Origin of the sequence: Erwinia sp. PsM31, assembly GCF_030433775.1 — a bacterium.
In the GTDB taxonomy this organism is placed as follows: Bacteria; Pseudomonadota; Gammaproteobacteria; order Enterobacterales; family Enterobacteriaceae; genus Erwinia; species Erwinia aeris.
The window spans coordinates 1-16,626 of the sequence record NZ_JARUWZ010000001.1 but is presented as its reverse complement, the minus strand read 5'-3'; the positions used below and the strand labels follow the sequence as shown (position 1 = coordinate 16,626).

Genomic DNA, 16,626 nt, shown 5'->3' with positions numbered 1-16,626 from the left:
TTCGGCAACCTCCTGCCGGGTAAATCAGGGAAAATGAGAAAGGAGATTAACGGCTAAAAATGAATATAGTTATTATTTCCGGACACCCGGATCTGACGAAGTCAATCGGTAACGCAACCATCCTGAACGAGGTGGCTAAGGCGCTGCCAGATGCGGAAATCCGTCGTCTGGATGCCTGTTATCCGGGCCATCAAATTGACGTGCGGGCCGAGCAGGAGGCGTTGTTAAAAGCCGAGGCGATCGTCTGGCAGTTTCCGTTTTCCTGGTATTCGCTGCCGGGGATCATGAAAGTCTGGCTGGACGAGGTTTTTGTTCACGGGTTCGCACAGGGTTCAACGGCAAAACTCGGCGGCAAAAAACTTATCCTTTCCTTTACCACTGGTGCAGCACAGGCGCTTTATTCTGCTGAAGGTGCATTCGGGCATAGCCTTGATGATTATCTTATTCAGTTTGAAACGACGGCCAGGCTGTGCAATCTGGAGATGCAAACACCCGTGTACACCTGTGGCATAAGTTACGCGGAGCGGGATGAAAACATCGCACAGCAGAAAATGTTGGCCAAGGATCACGCCGCACGGCTCATTGCGCAGTTAAAAGCGTTAGCGTCGAAACCGGCGCTTTAGATCCTGTTAATAAAGGAGAAAAGGTAATGGACTATACGCAACTGGGGAAAAGCGACTTAACGGTTTCCCGTCTCTGTCTGGGCTGCATGGGATTTGGCGATGCGGCGACGGGCCAGCACAGCTGGACGCTGGCTGAAGCGGAAAGCCGTGAGCTCATCCGTTACGGCCTGGAGCAGGGCGTGACTTTTTTCGATACGGCGATAGCCTATCAAAACGGCTCAAGCGAGCGCTATCTCGGCCGGGCGCTGCGGGATATGGCGAGGCGCGATGAGGTGGTGGTCGCCACCAAATTTCTGCCGCGCACGCCACAACAAATAGCCAGCGGCGTTACCGGCAAACAGGCTATTGCTCGATCGCTTAACCAAAGCCTGCAAAACCTGGGCATGGAACATATCGATCTCTATATCTGTCACGCCTGGGATCACCATACGCCAATACTTGAGGTGCTTGAGACGCTGCATCAGGCCGTTCAGGCGGGCAAAATCCGTGCTATCGGCATTTCTAACTGCTTCGCGTGGCAGCTGGCTAAAGCGAATGCGCTGGCCGAGCGGGAAGGTCTGACCGGTTTTGTTTCCGTACAGAGCCATTACAACCTGATTATGCGCGAGGACGAGCGCGAATTAGTCGGCTTATGCGCTGAAGATAATATTGCGATGACCCCTTACAGCGCGCTGGCCAGCGGTCGTCTTGCCCGGCTGGATAATCCGCCAACGCGGCGTGCCGCTGAAGATGCGTATGCGAAAGGAAAATACGATAAAACGGCGGCGCAGGACCGCATTATTATTGAACGCGTAGCGGAGCTTGCCCGTCGGTATCAGGTTTCCATGACCGAAATTTCACTCGCCTGGCTGTTAACTAAAGTCACCGCGCCGGTCGTCGGCGCCACCAAAAAGCAGCATCTCGACGGCGCGGTAAAAGCCGTGAAGTTGCAGCTCAGTCAGGAAGATATTCACTTTCTGGAGGCGTGCTATCAGCCGCACGCTCTGGTGGGGATGATGGCGCAAAAAACGCCTCAGACAGAGGATCGAAAGAAGGTATGAGCGCGTTAAGCATTGTCCTGCCCTGATAGCAAAGAAAGGAGACGGTAAATCATGATGAAAAGGCTCCTCGCGGCACAAATCCTGGCGGTAACGCTGTATCTGCCGATCGACAGCCCGGCGTTTGCCACTGACGCAACAGCGGCGAATAAACCGGCTATGAGTCTTGTCGAGCTGGAAGTTAAAGCGGGAAAAAGCGATCGCTACCGTGACATCATCAAAATGACCAGCCGTTCCGCTATAGAAAACGAGCCGGGAACCTTAGCGCTGTACGCTTTCAGGCATCAGGACAACCCTTATCTGACCTACAGAGTAGAAGTATATGCAGATGATGAAGCGTACAAAAAGCATTTAGCGTCCAGAGCGTATCAGGCTTTTATTCAGCAGGCGCCTGAGGTGGTCGCTAAGGAGAGAAAAACAGAACTTGTTCCGCAGTTCCTGGGCGATAAGCGCATCGTTCAGGATGAAAAAACGATCGATAACCTGGTGATTGTCGATGTGAAACCCGAGCATCAGCAGGCGTTTAAAAATATCGTGCTGCCGGAAATGGCCGAATCTTTAAAAGTTGAAGAGGGCGTCCTGGCAATGTATGCCGCGACGGATGCGCAAAATACCCGCCGCTGGTACTTCTACGAAATCTACGCCAGCGCCGCTGCGTATCAGCAACACCGGGCAACGCCGCACTTCAGAGCGTATATAGCGCAAACGGCACAAATGTCCGCCAGGAAAGAATCTGTCCCTGTCACGCCCGTCCTGCTCACAAACAAGGGCGGTATAAGGCCGGATAAAACACGTTAAGAATGCTGTCTTGCGTTTAATGGATCCTTGAGGCTAAACGATGAAAAAAGTGCTTGCCGCCGCCGCGATATCGCTGGTCCTTGCCGATGTCACTTTTGCTGAAGAGAAAAGAGGTGAATTTATGTTGAAGGTTACTCCATCCGCCCTGTCGGTCGCGGATATCGAGTCGGTTTCTCCCGCGCTGGCCCGCTTTGGGCGTGAGGCTATAACGGACGATCTGTGGAAACGCGACGCGCTGTCGCTGCGGGATCGTAGCATCGTGACGGTGGCTATTCTTATCGCCAGAAATCAGCCTGCCGAGCTTGGCCATTACGTCGGCGTGGCGCTGGATAGCGGCGTTACGCCAGCGGAAGTATCAGAAATTATCACGCATCTCGCTTTCTATTCCGGCTGGCCAAATGCCATGGCCGCGATTGCCGCGACTAAAAGTGTGTTTCACGAGCGCGGCGTCAGCGCCGAACAGCTAGCCGAAGCCTCTCCGGCGCTGTTGCCGCTTAATCAGGAGGTGGAAAAACAGCGGGCGGAAACGGTGGAAAAAAACGTGGGGCCTGTTTCTCCCGGTCTGGTTAAGTTTACGGCCGAGCCTCTTTTTCTCGATCTGTGGCAGCGACCCGCGCTGGCGCCAAGGGATCGCAGCCTGGTCACCGTCAGCGCGCTGATTGCCTCGGGGCAGAGCGCGCAGATTGGTTATCACCTTAACCGCGCGATGGACAATGGCTTAACGGCTGAGGAGGCGGGTGAGATTGTAACCCAGGCAGCCTTCTACGCCGGCTGGCCAAATGCGTTTTCCGCCGCGCCAGTTGTAGGCGAAGTGCTGCGCGCTCGCGCGGCGAAAGAAGGCTAAACAGCCATCAGCACAACATGCCCGGCGTTTTTGCGCCGGCCCTTTATGCTTCATTCTGCCATTCTGCCATTCTGCCATTCTGCCATTCTGACCGCCTGACCGCCTGACCGCCTGACCGCCTGACCATGCGCGCTTCCTTATTCACAAGAACGCGCTCTTCTTCAGGACAGTTCCTGACTGTCCTCTGTACGGCTGCACTGCCCGATGAACTTCTGACGCGGTAGCACGCGCTAACCGGGCGTTCTTAATGTAGAGCACATTGATGAAATTCATCATGATTAATAACTGCCGTTATGGTGATTATTGGAAATAATGTTAAGTAATTAACTAATTAGAAGGTGTTACTCTGAATTAGATCGAGATCAAAAAAAGAATAATTTTTAAGATGAATCCGATTCTTTTTTAGTTACCCTATTCAGTCACTTAACGCAAATTTTAATAAAATCCCTTATAAATCAGATCACAAATTATCAGTCAGCATATTGCCTGTGGCGGGCAGGCTGCTATAGTCACGCCCGTACACAAGGAAAGTGTGCGCTCTGCCTGCTTTCCATGCTTATTTTTTACAGGAATAAATATGAGCAACTCTTATCAGAATGAAATCCCCAAAGCCCGCGTTAACATCACGTTGGATCTGCATACCGGCAACGCCCAAAAGAAAATGGAGCTGCCTCTGAAGCTGCTGGTCACCGGCGACTTCAGCCACGGTCAGGAGCAGCGCGCGCTGTCCGAGCGTGAAAAAGTCAACGTGAATAAAAACAACTTCGACAGCGTTCTGGCGGCGTTCTCCCCGGCTCTCAATATTTCCGTGGAAAACACGCTGGCCAACGACGGCAGTGAGGAAAACGTCCGGCTGACTTTCCGCGAGATGAAGGACTTCAAGCCGGAGCAGGTGGCGCGTCAAATCCCACAGCTTAAGGCGATGCTGGCAATGCGCAATCTTCTGCGCGACCTGAAGGCCAACCTGCTGGATAACGTCACCTTCCGCAAGGAGCTGGAAACCATCCTGAAAAACCCTGCCCTGAGTGACGAACTGCGCACCGAACTGTCCGCCCTGGCAACGGAAAAAGCCTGATTGCTGACGCCTGGTCCCGAACACTTCAGGTTGCAGCACGGCGGCAGACGGGCAGCTCCCGGCAGGCTTAGTTAAGCCGCCAGGCGAGCAGCTGACGCATTTGCAGCAGGAAGCGTGACGGAAATATTAATGGACTAATACAAGAGAATGCTGATGTCTGTACAAAATGAAACCTCCTCTGCCGGTACCGCTACCGTGCTCGATCGCCCTGCTACGGGCGGTGTTTACGCGTCACTGTTTGAAAAAATCAATCTGAGTCCGGTAACGCATCTCAGCGACCTGAACGTCTGGCAGGACAACCAGGCGATGTCCGATGCCAGCGTCGACGAACGCGTAACCGCCGCCATGAAGGTGCTGGTTGAATGTCTGAACCAGTCCGGTTCGCAGGTGGATAAACTGGATAAAACCCTGCTGGATCACCATATCGCGCAGCTGGATGAGCAGATCAGCCGCCAGCTTGATGCGGTGATGCACCATGACGAGTTCCAGAAAGTCGAATCCCTGTGGCGCGGCCTGAAGTCGCTGGTGGATAAAACCGACTTCCGTCAGAACGTGAAGATAGAAGTGCTCGATCTGTCGAAAGAGGATCTGCGTCAGGACTTCGAGGACGCGCCGGAAATTATCCAGAGCGGCCTGTACGCGCACACCTATATTGCCGAATACGACACGCCGGGCGGCGAACCGATTGGCGCGCTGATCTCCTCCTGGGAGTTTGACGCCTCGGCACAGGACGTGACGCTGCTGCGCAACATATCTAAAGTAGCCGCTTCCGCGCATATGCCGTTTATCGGTTCGGTCGGCCCGCAGTTTTTCCTGAAGGACAGCATGGAAGAGGTGGCGGCGATTAAAGATATCGGTAACTACTTCGACCGCGCGGAATACATCAAGTGGAAGTCGTTCCGCGAAAGCGATGACTCGCGCTACATCGGCCTGACCATGCCGCGCGTGCTCGGGCGTCTGCCGTACGGCCCGGATACCGTGCCGGTACGCAGCTTTAATTATGTCGAAGAAGTGAAAGGCCCGGATCACCACAAATATCTGTGGACCAACGCCTCATTCGCTTTTGCCGCCAACATGGTAAAAAGCTTTATCAACAACGGCTGGTGCGTACAAATCCGCGGGCCGCAGGCGGGCGGCGCGGTGACCGATCTGCCGATCCACCTGTACGATCTCGGCACTGGCAATCAGGTGAAAATCCCGTCTGAGGTGATGATCCCGGAGACCCGTGAGTTTGAGTTTGCCAACCTTGGTTTTATCCCGCTGTCGTACTATAAAAACCGCGACTATTCATGCTTCTTCTCCGCCAACTCAACGCAAAAACCGACGCTGTACGACACCGCCGACGCCACGGCCAACAGCCGGATCAACGCGCGCCTGCCGTATATCTTCCTGCTGTCGCGCATTGCGCACTACCTGAAGCTGATCCAGCGCGAAAACATCGGCACCACTAAAGATCGTCGCCTGCTGGAGCTGGAGCTGAATACCTGGGTTCGCGGCCTGGTGACGGAAATGACCGATCCGGGCGACGAGTTGCAGGCTTCCCATCCGCTGCGCGATGCCAAAGTGATGGTTGAAGATATCGAAGACAATCCGGGTTTCTTCCGCGTCAGGCTGTTCGCGGTGCCACATTTCCAGGTGGAAGGCATGGACGTCAACCTGTCTCTGGTTTCCCAGATGCCAAAAGCGAAAGCGTAAGGCGGAGACGGGATGAAAACGCAACAGCCGCTGTGGGATCGGGGCGTCATGGTCTCGCCACAGCATTTCCAGCAGCAGGCCGCGTATGCGGCCTGGTCAGCGGAATGTATCGCACAGAGGGGACTGAATCATCCCTGGGGCGTAATCCGCGCCGAATTTGAACCCGAGATCCTGAAGCTGGGGCGGCTACAGGCGCGTCATCTTCACGTGCGCTTCCAGGACGGCACGCTTATCGATACCGACAACGGCGACGATCTGCCGCCGGCGATCGTGCCGGAAGGTCAGGAGGTCGTGGTCGTGCTTGCGCTGCCCTTGCTCAGGGCGAACGGCGGCAACTGCCTGCGTCCCGATGAGGTTGCCGAACGTCCGGTGCGCTATCGTCAGCGCTGGCGCGACATTCGTAACCAGTTTGGCGACGATACGCGCCAGATTGCGGTGATCAAGCCCGAGCTGACGCTGCGTTTTGCCCATCAGGACAACAGTGATTATCTGGTCTGTCCGGTAGCGCGTCTGAAGCAGGACAGCCAGAGCGGCTGGACGCAGGACGAGACTTTTCTGCCCGCGATACTTACGGTGCAGAGCAGCCCGTGGCTGCTGTCGCAGCTTGACCTGCTGATGACCCAGCTGCGCACCCGCCTTAACCGGCTGATGGCCATGCGCCGCGAAAGCAACGAGCGCATGGCGGATTTTGCCGTTGCCGATGTCTCGCTGTTCTGGCTGCTCAACGCGCTGAACAGCGCCGAACCGGTGCTGAGCCAGTTTCTGCGCTTTCCGCAAAGCGCCCCGGAGCGGCTTTATCCTGAGCTGGCGCGTCTGGCAGGCAGCCTGCTGACCTTTTCGCTGGCGCATCAGGTCAGCGCCATCCCGGCTTATCAGCATGCCCGGCTGAACGACGTTTTCCCGCCGCTGTTCGCGCTGTTGGGCGATTTGCTGGAGGCCAGCCTGCCGTCACGGGTGGTGCCTGTCGCTCTGGAGCAGGATAAGCGGCTGCGTCAGTGGCTGGCGCGCCTGCACGATCCGCGACTGCGCGAGGAGGCGGATTTCTATCTTTCCGTCCGTTCGCCTTTGCCTGCGGCACAGCTGCAGGAGCAGTTCCCGCGCCAGTGCAAAGTCGGCAGCCCGGATTACGTTACCGGGCTGGTAAACGCCTCGCAGCAGGGCATTCCGCTGAAGCCGCTGCATCACGTGCCTGCGGCCATTCCGCTGCGCCTGGAAAACCAATATTTCGCGCTCGATCTGTCGCATCCGGCCGCCGCAGAGATGCTGGCAAGCGGGAACTGCATGTTCTACGTGCCGGGCATGTTGGGCGAACCTGAACTTGAACTGTTTGCGGTGCTGAGAACATGAGCCAGAAAGAAGAGTGTGATATCGACGCGCTGCTGCAAAACACCTGGCTACAGGTCATCAGTCTGCGCCATGGCCCGGTATTTGAGGAGGGGGAAGGGCGCGTACTGTGGGAGCGCTGCGTGGCAGAAGCGGAACAGGTGCAGCTGGCGCTTAGTGAAGCCGGCTACGACGAACAAAGCCGCGAGCATATTTTGTATGCGCAATGCGCCCTGATTGACGAGGTCGTTAAGGGGCGCGGCGTGCAGGATGACGCCTGCGTGCAGTGGTATCACATGCCGCTTCAGGGGCATTTCCTCGGCACGCTGGACGCTGGCGACAGGCTCTGTAACCGCATGAGAGAAGTCCTGCACGAGCCTGCGCCAAATCCTGCCGTTCTGACCTGCTTCCAGCGCGTGATGCTGCTGGGTTTCCTTGGCGGCTATCGTTTGCTGAACGACCCGGAACGGGAAAAGCTGGTGCAGGCGCTGAACGATCAGGTTGCACCATTCAGCGGGCCGCAGACGCAGAGCGTACTGGCAGAAAGTAAACCCGGTCGGGGGCTCGGCGGCTGGCTGGCCAGCTGGCCGCTGCGTATTGGCTTCTCGATCCTGCTACTGGCCGCCGTCTGGTGGGGGCTGGATCGCTGGCTGAGCAGCCTGGTGGCGTCGCTGCTGCCGGGAGTCGTGCCGTGAGTCCCGGACTGCAACGCACGCTGGCGTTCTGGGCCGCGCTGCTTGCTGCCGGGCTGTGTCTGCTTTTTCTGCCGGTTTCGCGGTCTGTTGCCGTGGTGCTGATGTTGTGCTGGTGGGCGCTGATTATCGTGGTGCTGGCCGGCCGGCCTCGTCCGGCGCAGGAAGACGCATTATGTGCCGACGATCTTCCTGATACCGCTTACCGGCAGCCGGTGGTGCTGGTCTGTGGCGACAGCGCGCAGGCGTGGCCGGATGACGCCTCGGTGTTGACCGTAGCGCACGGCTGCTGGGTGCGGGTGGCCAGGCATCAGGCGCTGGACGCGGTAGGCCGTCAGCTATTGTCCCTGCGGCCGGAGTGGGGCCGCCAGCTTTCGGTGACGATCGGTATTTCTCCTCAACAGCATCAGGACTATGAAGCCCTGACCAGCCAGCTGCTGACGCTGCGCTGGCAGCTTGAGCAGCTACGGCGCGAAACCGGCTATTCCGTGCCGCTGGTGCTGTGCGGTCAGGTAGGTAGCGCGATGGTCAGCGAGCCTGTCTGGCAGGCGGCGATGCCCGACGAGTCGGTACGCGTCTGGCGCGACAGCATGGCTCCTTGCACGCTGAGCAGCTGGCTGGCGGCGGGCGGATACGCGGCCTGGCAGCAGCAGGTGCTGTTCAACAGCCTGACGACATGGCTTCAGCGACACGTTGAGGCGGTATTCGCCGACGGCGCGCGGCCAGTCTGCGTCGTCCGGGGGCTGAGCGCGGCGATTGACGGCGGCGCGTCACCTTCTTCCCTCTGGATCCGCTGGATGCAGCAGCATAGCGCGCTGAACCGCGTCAACGGGTGGCTTCCGGCAGGATCTTCCTCGTTATCTTCACCGCTGCCGGAATGCGTTCTGCCGCTGTTGCCGGAGGGCGGCGGCCTGACGCCACCCCAGCGCGCCTGCCGCTACGGCCTGGGACTGTTCGTTATCGCGGCGATTGTCGCGCTGTGCAGCAGCGCCTGGAACAATCGCCAGCTGGTACAGCGCATCGCGTTCGATATCAATGATTACCAGCGTATCGCCATGGACGACTACGCGCCGAAAGCGGCGGCGGTCGAGGTGCTGCGTCAGGATGCCGCCGGGCTGGATAACTATGCCCGCAACGGCGTGCCGCTGCGCCTCGGGCTGGGGTTATATCAGGGCGGACGACTGCAACGGCCGCTGCTGGAAGCTATCCGCACCTGGGTTCCGCCGCCGCCAACACCGGCGCCCGTCGCGGAGAAAGTGCCGGAAACCGTCCGCCTCGACAGCCTTTCGCTGTTCGATACCGGCAAAGCGGTGCTTAAACCCGGCTCGCTGAAGCTGTTGGTTAACGCGCTGGTGGATATCAAAGCGCGACCGGGCTGGCTGATTGTGGTGGCCGGGCACACCGACAGTACCGGCGAGGCGCAGGCCAACCAGCAGCTGTCGCTGAAGCGGGCAGAAGCGCTGCGTGACTGGATGCTGCAAACCAGCGACGTTTCGCCGACCTGTTTTGCCGTGCAGGGCTTTGGGGCCAGTCGCCCCATCGCCACCAACGCTACCCCCGCAGGGCGCGCGTTAAATCGCCGGGTTGAAATTAGTCTGGTGCCGCAGGCAAACGCCTGCCTGGCGGCAGACCATCCCCAAACGTCATCACAGGATGATGACATAACAGCAAACCCTGAATAGTTCGGGCTGTCTCGCGGCGTCCGCTGAGCGCATTTTCCCATGCTGTGGTCGGGGAAAACGGCGGCGGCCAGCCAGAAGGCGGCACAAATTAGGACGGGATAAAAAGGAGAAGTAACACATGGCAATTCCAGTCTATCTGTGGCTGAAAGACGACGGCGGCGCGGACATCAAAGGCTCCGTGGATGTGAAAGATCGTGAAGGCAGCATCGAAGTGTTGGCGCAGGAACATAACCTGTACATCCCGACCGACAACAACACCGGCAAGCTGACCGGCACCCGCGTGCATACGCCGTTTATGTTCGCCAAGGAAATCGATTCCTCCAGCCCGTACCTCTATAAAGCGGTGACCACCGGCCAGACCCTGAAATCCGCGGAGTTCAAGTGGTATCGCATCAACGATGCGGGTCAGGAAGTGGAGTATTTCAATACCAAACTGGAGAACGTCAAGCTGGTGAAAGTGGCTCCGCTGATGCACGACGTCAAGGACGCCTCGAAGGAGAAGCATAACCACCTGGAGCGTATCGAACTGCGCTACGAAAAAATCACCTGGACCTATAAAGACGGCAACATCATTCATTCCGACTCCTGGAACGAACGGACTACTGCCTGATAAGCCCCAGCGGGCGGTTCGCCGCCCGCTGTTTTATTTGCTGAGCCACTGCTGAGCGGCGGCTCAGCAAATAATCCCACCTTCTGACCTGATGCGCTTCGGGTTCCTCACAGCAGGGAATAGCGACGGGCGGTAGCGTGTCTGAACCTGATTAATTACGGAAGAGAGAAGAACATATGGAAAACCAGTCGGCCGTTCTGCTGCGTCGTTTAAATCCGTTCTGCGCCCGCGCGCTGGAGGCCGCCGCGTCGCTGTGCCAGACCCGCGCCCACAGCGAAATCCGCATTGAGCACTGGCTGCTGAAGCTGCTGGAGCAGGGCGAAGGCGATATCACCGTGCTGGCGCGTCGCTATGAATGGGACATGGATGGTATCTGGCAGGCTCTGCTGAGCTGGCTGGATAACGTACCGCGTTCGGTGCGCACCCGCCCTGGGCTTGCCGACTCGCTGCTGGCGCTGATTAAGCAGGCGTGGCTGATCGCCTCGCTGGAAGACGATGCCGCCCATATTCGCAGCCACCACCTGCTGGCGGCGCTGACCGATAAGCCGTCGCTGGTTGGCTGCGAAGGGCTGTGGCCGCTGCTGAGCCTGAGCCGCAGCCAGCTGGATCGCCTGCGTCCGCTGCTGGACGCGCAGTCCGACGAGCGCCCGGAAGTGCAGCAGCAGGAGAGCCTTAACGTCTTATCCACGACGCTGGGCGAGGCGGAGGAGCAGGCGAACGGCAGCGTATCCGGCGGTACGCTGAGTGAAGCCTTACAGGCGGCACTCGACAAGTTCACGCTCGACATCACCGCCAAAGCGCAGGCCGGGCTGATCGATCCGGTATTTGGTCGCGATACCGAAATCCGCCAGATGGTCGATATCCTGTCGCGCCGCCGCAAGAACAACCCGATCCTGGTCGGCGAGCCGGGCGTCGGCAAAACCGCGCTGGTGGAAGGGCTGGCGCTGCGCATTGCGGAAGGCAACGTGCCGGGCAGCCTGAAAACCGTCTCGCTGCGTACCCTTGACCTGGGGCTGTTGCAGGCTGGCGCGGGCGTAAAGGGCGAATTCGAGCAGCGTCTGAAAAACGTTATCGAAGCGGTACAGCAGTCGGCGACGCCGGTGCTGCTGTTTATCGACGAGGCGCACACCATTATCGGCGCGGGCAACCAGGCGGGCGGAGCCGATGCCGCCAATCTGCTGAAGCCGGCGCTGGCGCGAGGCGAGCTGCGCACTATCGCCGCCACCACCTGGAGCGAGTACAAGCAGTACTTTGAGAGGGACGCCGCGCTGGAGCGCCGCTTTCAGCGGGTGTTAGTTGACGAGCCGGACGACGAGACCGCCAGCCTGATGCTGCGCGGCCTGAAATCGCGCTACGCGCAGCACCACGGCGTCCATATCTCCGACGACGCGGTAAAAGCGGCGGTCACCCTGTCGCGCCGCTATCTGACGGGACGTCAGCTGCCTGACAAAGCGGTGGATCTGCTGGACACTGCCGCCGCGCGCGTGCGTATGAGCCTGGATACCGTGCCGGAGGCGATCACCGCTCTTAACGCGCAGATCACCGCGCTGGAAATGGAAAAGCAGGGGCTCCAGGAGGATCTCGCTCTCGGCGAGACCATCCGTAACGGACGGCTGACCGAAATTGAAAGCGGGATTGCCGCGCGTCGGGATGAGCTGGCGATCCTGGAGGCACAGTACGATCGCGAAAGATCGTTAACGCAACGGCTGCTGGCGTGCCGTACCGACATCAGCCGCCAGGCCGAAACGGGCGAGCTTCAGCAGCAGCTGCTGGCCGTCCGGCAGGATAACCCGCTGCTGGCGCTTGACGTTGACGCCCGTACGGTGGCTGGCGTGGTTGCCGACTGGACCGGCGTGCCGCTCTCCTCCCTGATGAAGGATGAGCAGGCGGAGCTGCTGACTCTGGAAGCGGAAATCGGCAGGCGCGTGGTCGGCCAGGATGCGTCGCTCAATGCCATCGCACAACGCCTGCGCGCGGCGAAAACCGGGCTGACCGCTGAGAACGGTCCGCAGGGCGTGTTTCTGCTGGTCGGGCCGAGCGGCACCGGCAAAACCGAGAGCGCGCTGGCGCTGGCCGACGTGCTGTACGGCGGCGAGAAGTCGCTGATTACGCTTAACCTGTCGGAATATCAGGAGCCGCATACCGTCTCGCAGCTGAAAGGCTCGCCGCCGGGCTACGTCGGCTACGGCCAGGGCGGCATCCTCACCGAGGCGGTGCGCAAGCGCCCGTACAGCGTGGTGCTGCTCGACGAGGTGGAAAAAGCGCATCGCGACGTGCTCAACCTGTTCTACCAGGTCTTCGATCGCGGCTTTATGCGCGACGGCGAGGGGCGCGAGATCGATTTTCGCAATACCGTGATCCTGATGACCTCCAACCTCGGCAGCGACGCCATCATGCAGCGGCTGGAAGAGAACCCGGACGCCACGGAAGGCGAGTTGCAGACGCTGCTGCGCCCAATGCTGCGCGACCACTTTCAGCCCGCGCTGCTGGCGCGCTTTCAGACGGTGATTTACCGCCCGCTGAATGAAACCGCGATGCGCACTATCGTGGACATGAAGCTGAACCAGGTCAGCCTGCGCCTGGCGCGCCACTACGGCCTGAAAACCACCCTGGGCGACAGCCTGCCAGCGGCGCTGACCGCCGCCTGCCTGCTGCCGGATACCGGCGCGCGCAATATCGACAGCCTGCTTAACCAGCAGATCCTGCCGGTGCTGAGCCAGCAGCTGCTACAGCAGATGGCGGCGAAGCAGAAACCGCAGCACCTCCGGCTTTACTGGGATGAGGAAGAGGGCATCGTGCTGGAGTTTGACGGCCCGCAGGCGGACGCGCTGTAACCCCTTAACCCGAGGGGGATACCTTTGTGCCCCTCACAGTCAGCATTTATCCCACCAACAGACAAGGTAATAAAAATGAAAACGCAAAATATCCCGGTTTCACCCGCTTTTATCGCAATCTCCTGGATCGCCATGCTCGGCGGCGTGCTGGTCTACCTGTTCGGCCTGTGGCGTGCCGACATGCAGCTGAATGAAAAAGGTTACTACTTTGCCGTACTGATCCTCGGGCTGTTTTCCGCCGTTTCGTTGCAGAAGACCGTGCGCGACCGCTTTGAAGACATACCGACCACGCAGCTTTACTACTTCATCTGCCTGCTCTCCTTTACGATCGCCGTGATTTTACTGGTCACGGGCTTGTGGAACGCCACGTTGATGCCCAACGAAAAGGGCTTTTACGGGGTGACGTTCTTTATGGCGCTGTTTGGTGCCGTTGCGGTGCAGAAGAACACGCGCGACAGCTTATGCAACGTTCAGTCCGCGCCGAATGAGTTACAGGATCAGCCTGCGCAAGATTAAGCCCTGACTGGACTTCTCCCGCTTTATCCACAGGGAAATAGCCACGCTGCCGCACGCGGCAGCGGCCTGATAAGGACATCATATGAGCATAAATCCGGTTTCTTTTTTCAGCCACAGCCACCACCTGCTGGCGGTGCGCGACTGCCCGGCGCAGCCAGACGTGCTGGCCTTCCGGGGCGAGGAGCGCCTGAGCGAGCCGTTCAGCTGGCGCGTTGAGTTCACCAGCGCCGACCCCGGCCTCACCCGCGAGGCGATGCTGCTGAAGCCGGCCTCGCTGACCCTGCGGGCGCCGGTCAGCCAGGGGATGGGGATCCGCGTACAGCGGCCGGTGCGCGTGGTGCAGGGCGTGGTGACGGGCTTTGAGCGCCTCGGCACTTCCGCCGACCAGACCCTCTACGCCGTGACGCTGCGGCCGCGCCTCGCCCTGCTGTCGCGCAGCCGCCACAACGCCATCTATCAGGACATGTCGGTGCCGCAGATTGTGGAGAAAATCCTGCGCGAGCGGCACGGGATGCGCGGCCAGGACTTCGTTTTTACGCTGGCGCACGACTACCCGCGCCGCGAGCAGGTGATGCAGTACGGCGAGGACGACCTGGCGTTTATCACCCGCCTGCTGGGCGAGGTCGGCATCTGGTTCCGCTTCACCCCGGACGCGCGCCTGCATATTGACGTGGTGGAGTTCTACGACGGCCGACAGGGCCACGTGAAGGGGCTGACGCTGCCGGCCGTGCCGCCGTCCGGGATGCACGATGCGGGCAGCGACTCGGTATGGAACCTTGCCAGCCGCTCTGTGGTGGTGGAGAAAAGCGTCAGCGTTCGCGATTACAACTACCGCAACGCCATGCAGGACATGAACGTCCATGCCGACGTCACCGGCGGCGACGACACCACCTGCGGCGAATCTTACGGCTGGGGAGGTAACTACCTGACGCCGGGCGAGGGGCCAGAAGCGGCGCCGGAAAGCGGAACCTTCTACGCCCGCCTGCGCCACGAGCGCTGCCTGAACGAGCAGACGCGGCTGTCGGCGGTGACCTCCTGTCCGACGCTGGCGCCCGGCAGCGAGCTGAGCGTGACCGGCGGCCAGGAGGTCGGCGGAGCGTTTCGCAGCGGGATGCTGGTTACCGCCGTGGTCAGCACCGCGCGGCGCGACCGCAGTTTTGAAACCGAACTGGACGGCATCCCGCTGAACGACCGCTACGGCTTCCGGCCGATCCCGCTTCCGCCGCCGGTGATGGCCGGCACGCTTCCGGCGCGGATCACCAGCACCACGGTGAACGATACCTACGGCCACATCGACCGCGACGGACGCTACCGCGTCAGCATGATGTTTGACCGGGCGACGTGGGAAACCGGCTTCGAGAGCCTGTGGGTGCGCCAGGCACGCTCCTACGCGGGCGACACCTACGGGCTGCACCTGCCGCTGCTGGCGGGCACGGAGGTGGCGATAGCCTTTGAGCACGGCCACCCGGACCGGCCGTACATTGCGGGCGCGCTGCACGACTCGGCGCACGGGGACCACGTCACCATCCGCAACTTCAGGCGCAACGTGTTGCGCACGCCGGCGAACAACAAGCTGCGGATGGACGACACGCGGGGGCAGGAGCACGTCAAGCTCAGCACGGAATACGGCGGCAAGAGCCAGCTGAACCTCGGCCATCTGGTGGACGGCGAAAAGCAGAAGCGGGGAGAGGGATTCGAGCTGCGCAGCGACGGTTGGGGCGCGATACGGGCGGGCAAGGGACTGTTTATCACGGCGGACGCCCAGGTGAAGGCGCAGGGCGAACAGCTGGAGATGGCGTCGGCGCTGTCGCGGCTGTCGGCGGCGCTGGCGGAAATGCGCTCCCTGGCGGCGAGCGCGCGGCAGGCGCGTGCGCTGGCGGCGGACGTGGGGCGGCAGCAGGCGCTGCTGGAGGAGAGGCTGGAAGGGCTGCGGCGGGAGGTGCTGCTGTGCAGCGCGCCGGCGGGCGTGGCGGTGGCGAGCGGGGAGGACATGCAGCTGTCGGCGCAGGAGAGCCTGACGCTGACGGCGGGAAGGCAGCTGGACGTGGGGGCGCGGCGGGATTTTACGCTGTCGGCGGGCGGGCAGGTGAGCCTGTTCGGCCGGGAAGGAGCAAAGCTGTTCGCATCGGGCGGGGATATTGACGTGCAGGCGCAGGGGGGCAGCCTGACGAGCTGGTCAACGGGGGACACGCACCTGTCGAGCGGTAAAAAGCTGGTGGTGACGGCGCAGGACGAGCTGACGCTGGTGTGCGGCGGGGGGTACATCAGGCTGAAGGGAGGGAACGTTGAAATCGGCGGGCCGGGCAGGCTGCTGATAAAGAACGCGGGGATAAAGAAGGCGGGCGCCGGGAGCCTGCGGGGGGTGATGAAGTCTTTTGAGCCGGAGAGTTTCGACGAAAAATTTGTTGTCACCCACGGCCTGACCGGCCATCCCGTTGGAAATCTGCCTTACCGAATTACCATGCCGGACGGAAAAATAATTGAAGGCGTAACTTCTGCCACTGGTGAGACAGAATTGTCCCAGTCCGAGGTAGTTGAAGATATGATCTTATCTGTATTGCCAAAAAGATCATGATTGATATGAATGAAATGGCAGGAATTTTATTTCCTGCTTATTTTTTTTAGTTGATGTGAATCGAGTCATCTTAAATAAAATGAGTACTCCTTTTATTATGAGGTAAGTTAAGTGGTGATGGTAACTATAAGGGTGTAAAATCCTTTTCCAAAAATATTAAGCTCATGAGGGAATAAATTTATTAATCATTAAAAAGATAACGCGGATAAGAGTGAATAACACCATAATTGATGGAGTGTTATTATGAGTGACAAGAATCAGAATACTGTCAGTACCGGCCTGAAACTGGCCCTGGTCGCCGTTTTGCTGTTAGTGGTAGTCG

General features: G+C 59.6%; 13 protein-coding genes. All 13 read left to right on the top strand.

What is annotated here, in order from left to right; translation table 11 throughout:
- Window positions 1–59: 59 nt before the first annotated feature.
- A complete protein-coding gene (locus QCD69_RS00065) occupies window positions 60–623 on the top strand; it encodes an NAD(P)H-dependent oxidoreductase (protein WP_301250588.1) in 564 nt (187 codons plus the stop codon).
- Between the two features lie 26 nt (window positions 624–649).
- The gene (locus QCD69_RS00060; RefSeq protein WP_301250587.1) at window positions 650–1,663 is read left to right on the top strand and encodes an aldo/keto reductase; all 1,014 of its coding nucleotides are present in this window, start codon (window positions 650–652) and stop codon (window positions 1,661–1,663) included.
- 51 nt (window positions 1,664–1,714) lie between these two features.
- Window positions 1,715–2,458 carry a putative quinol monooxygenase gene (locus QCD69_RS00055; protein WP_301250586.1) on the top strand — a complete coding sequence of 248 codons (744 nt, stop codon included), beginning with the start codon at window positions 1,715–1,717 and terminating at the stop codon, window positions 2,456–2,458.
- 40 nt (window positions 2,459–2,498) lie between these two features.
- Window positions 2,499–3,302: a carboxymuconolactone decarboxylase family protein gene (locus tag QCD69_RS00050; RefSeq protein ID WP_301250585.1), complete on the top strand. Its 804-nt coding sequence runs from the start codon at window positions 2,499–2,501 to the stop codon at window positions 3,300–3,302.
- 577 nt (window positions 3,303–3,879) lie between these two features.
- Window positions 3,880–4,377: a type VI secretion system contractile sheath small subunit gene (gene tssB, locus QCD69_RS00045; protein ID WP_253458501.1), complete on the top strand. Its 498-nt coding sequence runs from the start codon at window positions 3,880–3,882 to the stop codon at window positions 4,375–4,377.
- A 147-nt stretch (window positions 4,378–4,524) separates the two neighbouring features.
- The gene (gene tssC / locus QCD69_RS00040) at window positions 4,525–6,072 is read left to right on the top strand and encodes a type VI secretion system contractile sheath large subunit (RefSeq protein WP_301250584.1); all 1,548 of its coding nucleotides are present in this window, start codon (window positions 4,525–4,527) and stop codon (window positions 6,070–6,072) included.
- Window positions 6,073–6,084: 12 nt separating this feature from the next.
- The gene (gene tssK, locus QCD69_RS00035) at window positions 6,085–7,419 is read left to right on the top strand and encodes a type VI secretion system baseplate subunit TssK (RefSeq protein ID WP_301250583.1); all 1,335 of its coding nucleotides are present in this window, start codon (window positions 6,085–6,087) and stop codon (window positions 7,417–7,419) included.
- Window positions 7,416–8,090 (top strand): type VI secretion system protein TssL, short form, encoded by a 675-nt coding sequence (gene tssL / locus QCD69_RS00030; RefSeq protein WP_301250582.1) that lies wholly within the window; start codon window positions 7,416–7,418, stop codon window positions 8,088–8,090. The genes tssK and tssL overlap by 4 nt, the downstream gene beginning before the upstream one ends.
- The gene (locus QCD69_RS00025) at window positions 8,087–9,769 is read left to right on the top strand and encodes an OmpA family protein (protein ID WP_301250581.1); all 1,683 of its coding nucleotides are present in this window, start codon (window positions 8,087–8,089) and stop codon (window positions 9,767–9,769) included. The genes tssL and QCD69_RS00025 overlap by 4 nt, the downstream gene beginning before the upstream one ends.
- Before the next feature lie 118 nt (window positions 9,770–9,887).
- The gene (locus QCD69_RS00020) at window positions 9,888–10,379 is read left to right on the top strand and encodes an Hcp family type VI secretion system effector (RefSeq protein ID WP_253458518.1); all 492 of its coding nucleotides are present in this window, start codon (window positions 9,888–9,890) and stop codon (window positions 10,377–10,379) included.
- A 176-nt stretch (window positions 10,380–10,555) separates the two neighbouring features.
- The gene (tssH, locus tag QCD69_RS00015; RefSeq protein ID WP_301250580.1) at window positions 10,556–13,213 is read left to right on the top strand and encodes a type VI secretion system ATPase TssH; all 2,658 of its coding nucleotides are present in this window, start codon (window positions 10,556–10,558) and stop codon (window positions 13,211–13,213) included.
- Window positions 13,214–13,288: 75 nt separating this feature from the next.
- Entirely contained in the window at window positions 13,289–13,729 is a 441-nt protein-coding gene (gene yiaA, locus QCD69_RS00010; RefSeq protein WP_253458524.1) for an inner membrane protein YiaA, read from the top strand.
- 82 nt (window positions 13,730–13,811) lie between these two features.
- Window positions 13,812–16,304, top strand: a complete 2,493-nt coding sequence (locus QCD69_RS00005; protein WP_301250579.1) for a type VI secretion system Vgr family protein — start codon at window positions 13,812–13,814, stop codon at window positions 16,302–16,304.
- The last annotated feature ends 322 nt before the right edge of the window (window positions 16,305–16,626 follow it).

Excerpts from the sequence above, each read along its gene's own strand:
- QCD69_RS00050 (WP_301250585.1), top strand. The coding sequence starts at position 2,499 with ATGAAAAAAGTGCTTGCCGCCGCCGCGATATCGCTGGTCCTTGCCGAT.
- tssL (WP_301250582.1), top strand. The coding sequence starts at position 7,416 with ATGAGCCAGAAAGAAGAGTGTGATATCGACGCGCTGCTGCAAAACACC.
- tssH (WP_301250580.1), top strand. The coding sequence starts at position 10,556 with ATGGAAAACCAGTCGGCCGTTCTGCTGCGTCGTTTAAATCCGTTCTGC.
- yiaA (WP_253458524.1), top strand. The coding sequence starts at position 13,289 with ATGAAAACGCAAAATATCCCGGTTTCACCCGCTTTTATCGCAATCTCC.
- tssK (WP_301250583.1), top strand. The coding sequence starts at position 6,085 with ATGAAAACGCAACAGCCGCTGTGGGATCGGGGCGTCATGGTCTCGCCA.
- QCD69_RS00065 (WP_301250588.1), top strand. The coding sequence starts at position 60 with ATGAATATAGTTATTATTTCCGGACACCCGGATCTGACGAAGTCAATC.
- QCD69_RS00055 (WP_301250586.1), top strand. The coding sequence starts at position 1,715 with ATGATGAAAAGGCTCCTCGCGGCACAAATCCTGGCGGTAACGCTGTAT.
- QCD69_RS00005 (WP_301250579.1), top strand. The coding sequence starts at position 13,812 with ATGAGCATAAATCCGGTTTCTTTTTTCAGCCACAGCCACCACCTGCTG.
- tssB (WP_253458501.1), top strand. The coding sequence starts at position 3,880 with ATGAGCAACTCTTATCAGAATGAAATCCCCAAAGCCCGCGTTAACATC.
- QCD69_RS00020 (WP_253458518.1), top strand. The coding sequence starts at position 9,888 with ATGGCAATTCCAGTCTATCTGTGGCTGAAAGACGACGGCGGCGCGGAC.
- QCD69_RS00060 (WP_301250587.1), top strand. The coding sequence starts at position 650 with ATGGACTATACGCAACTGGGGAAAAGCGACTTAACGGTTTCCCGTCTC.
- tssC (WP_301250584.1), top strand. The coding sequence starts at position 4,525 with ATGCTGATGTCTGTACAAAATGAAACCTCCTCTGCCGGTACCGCTACC.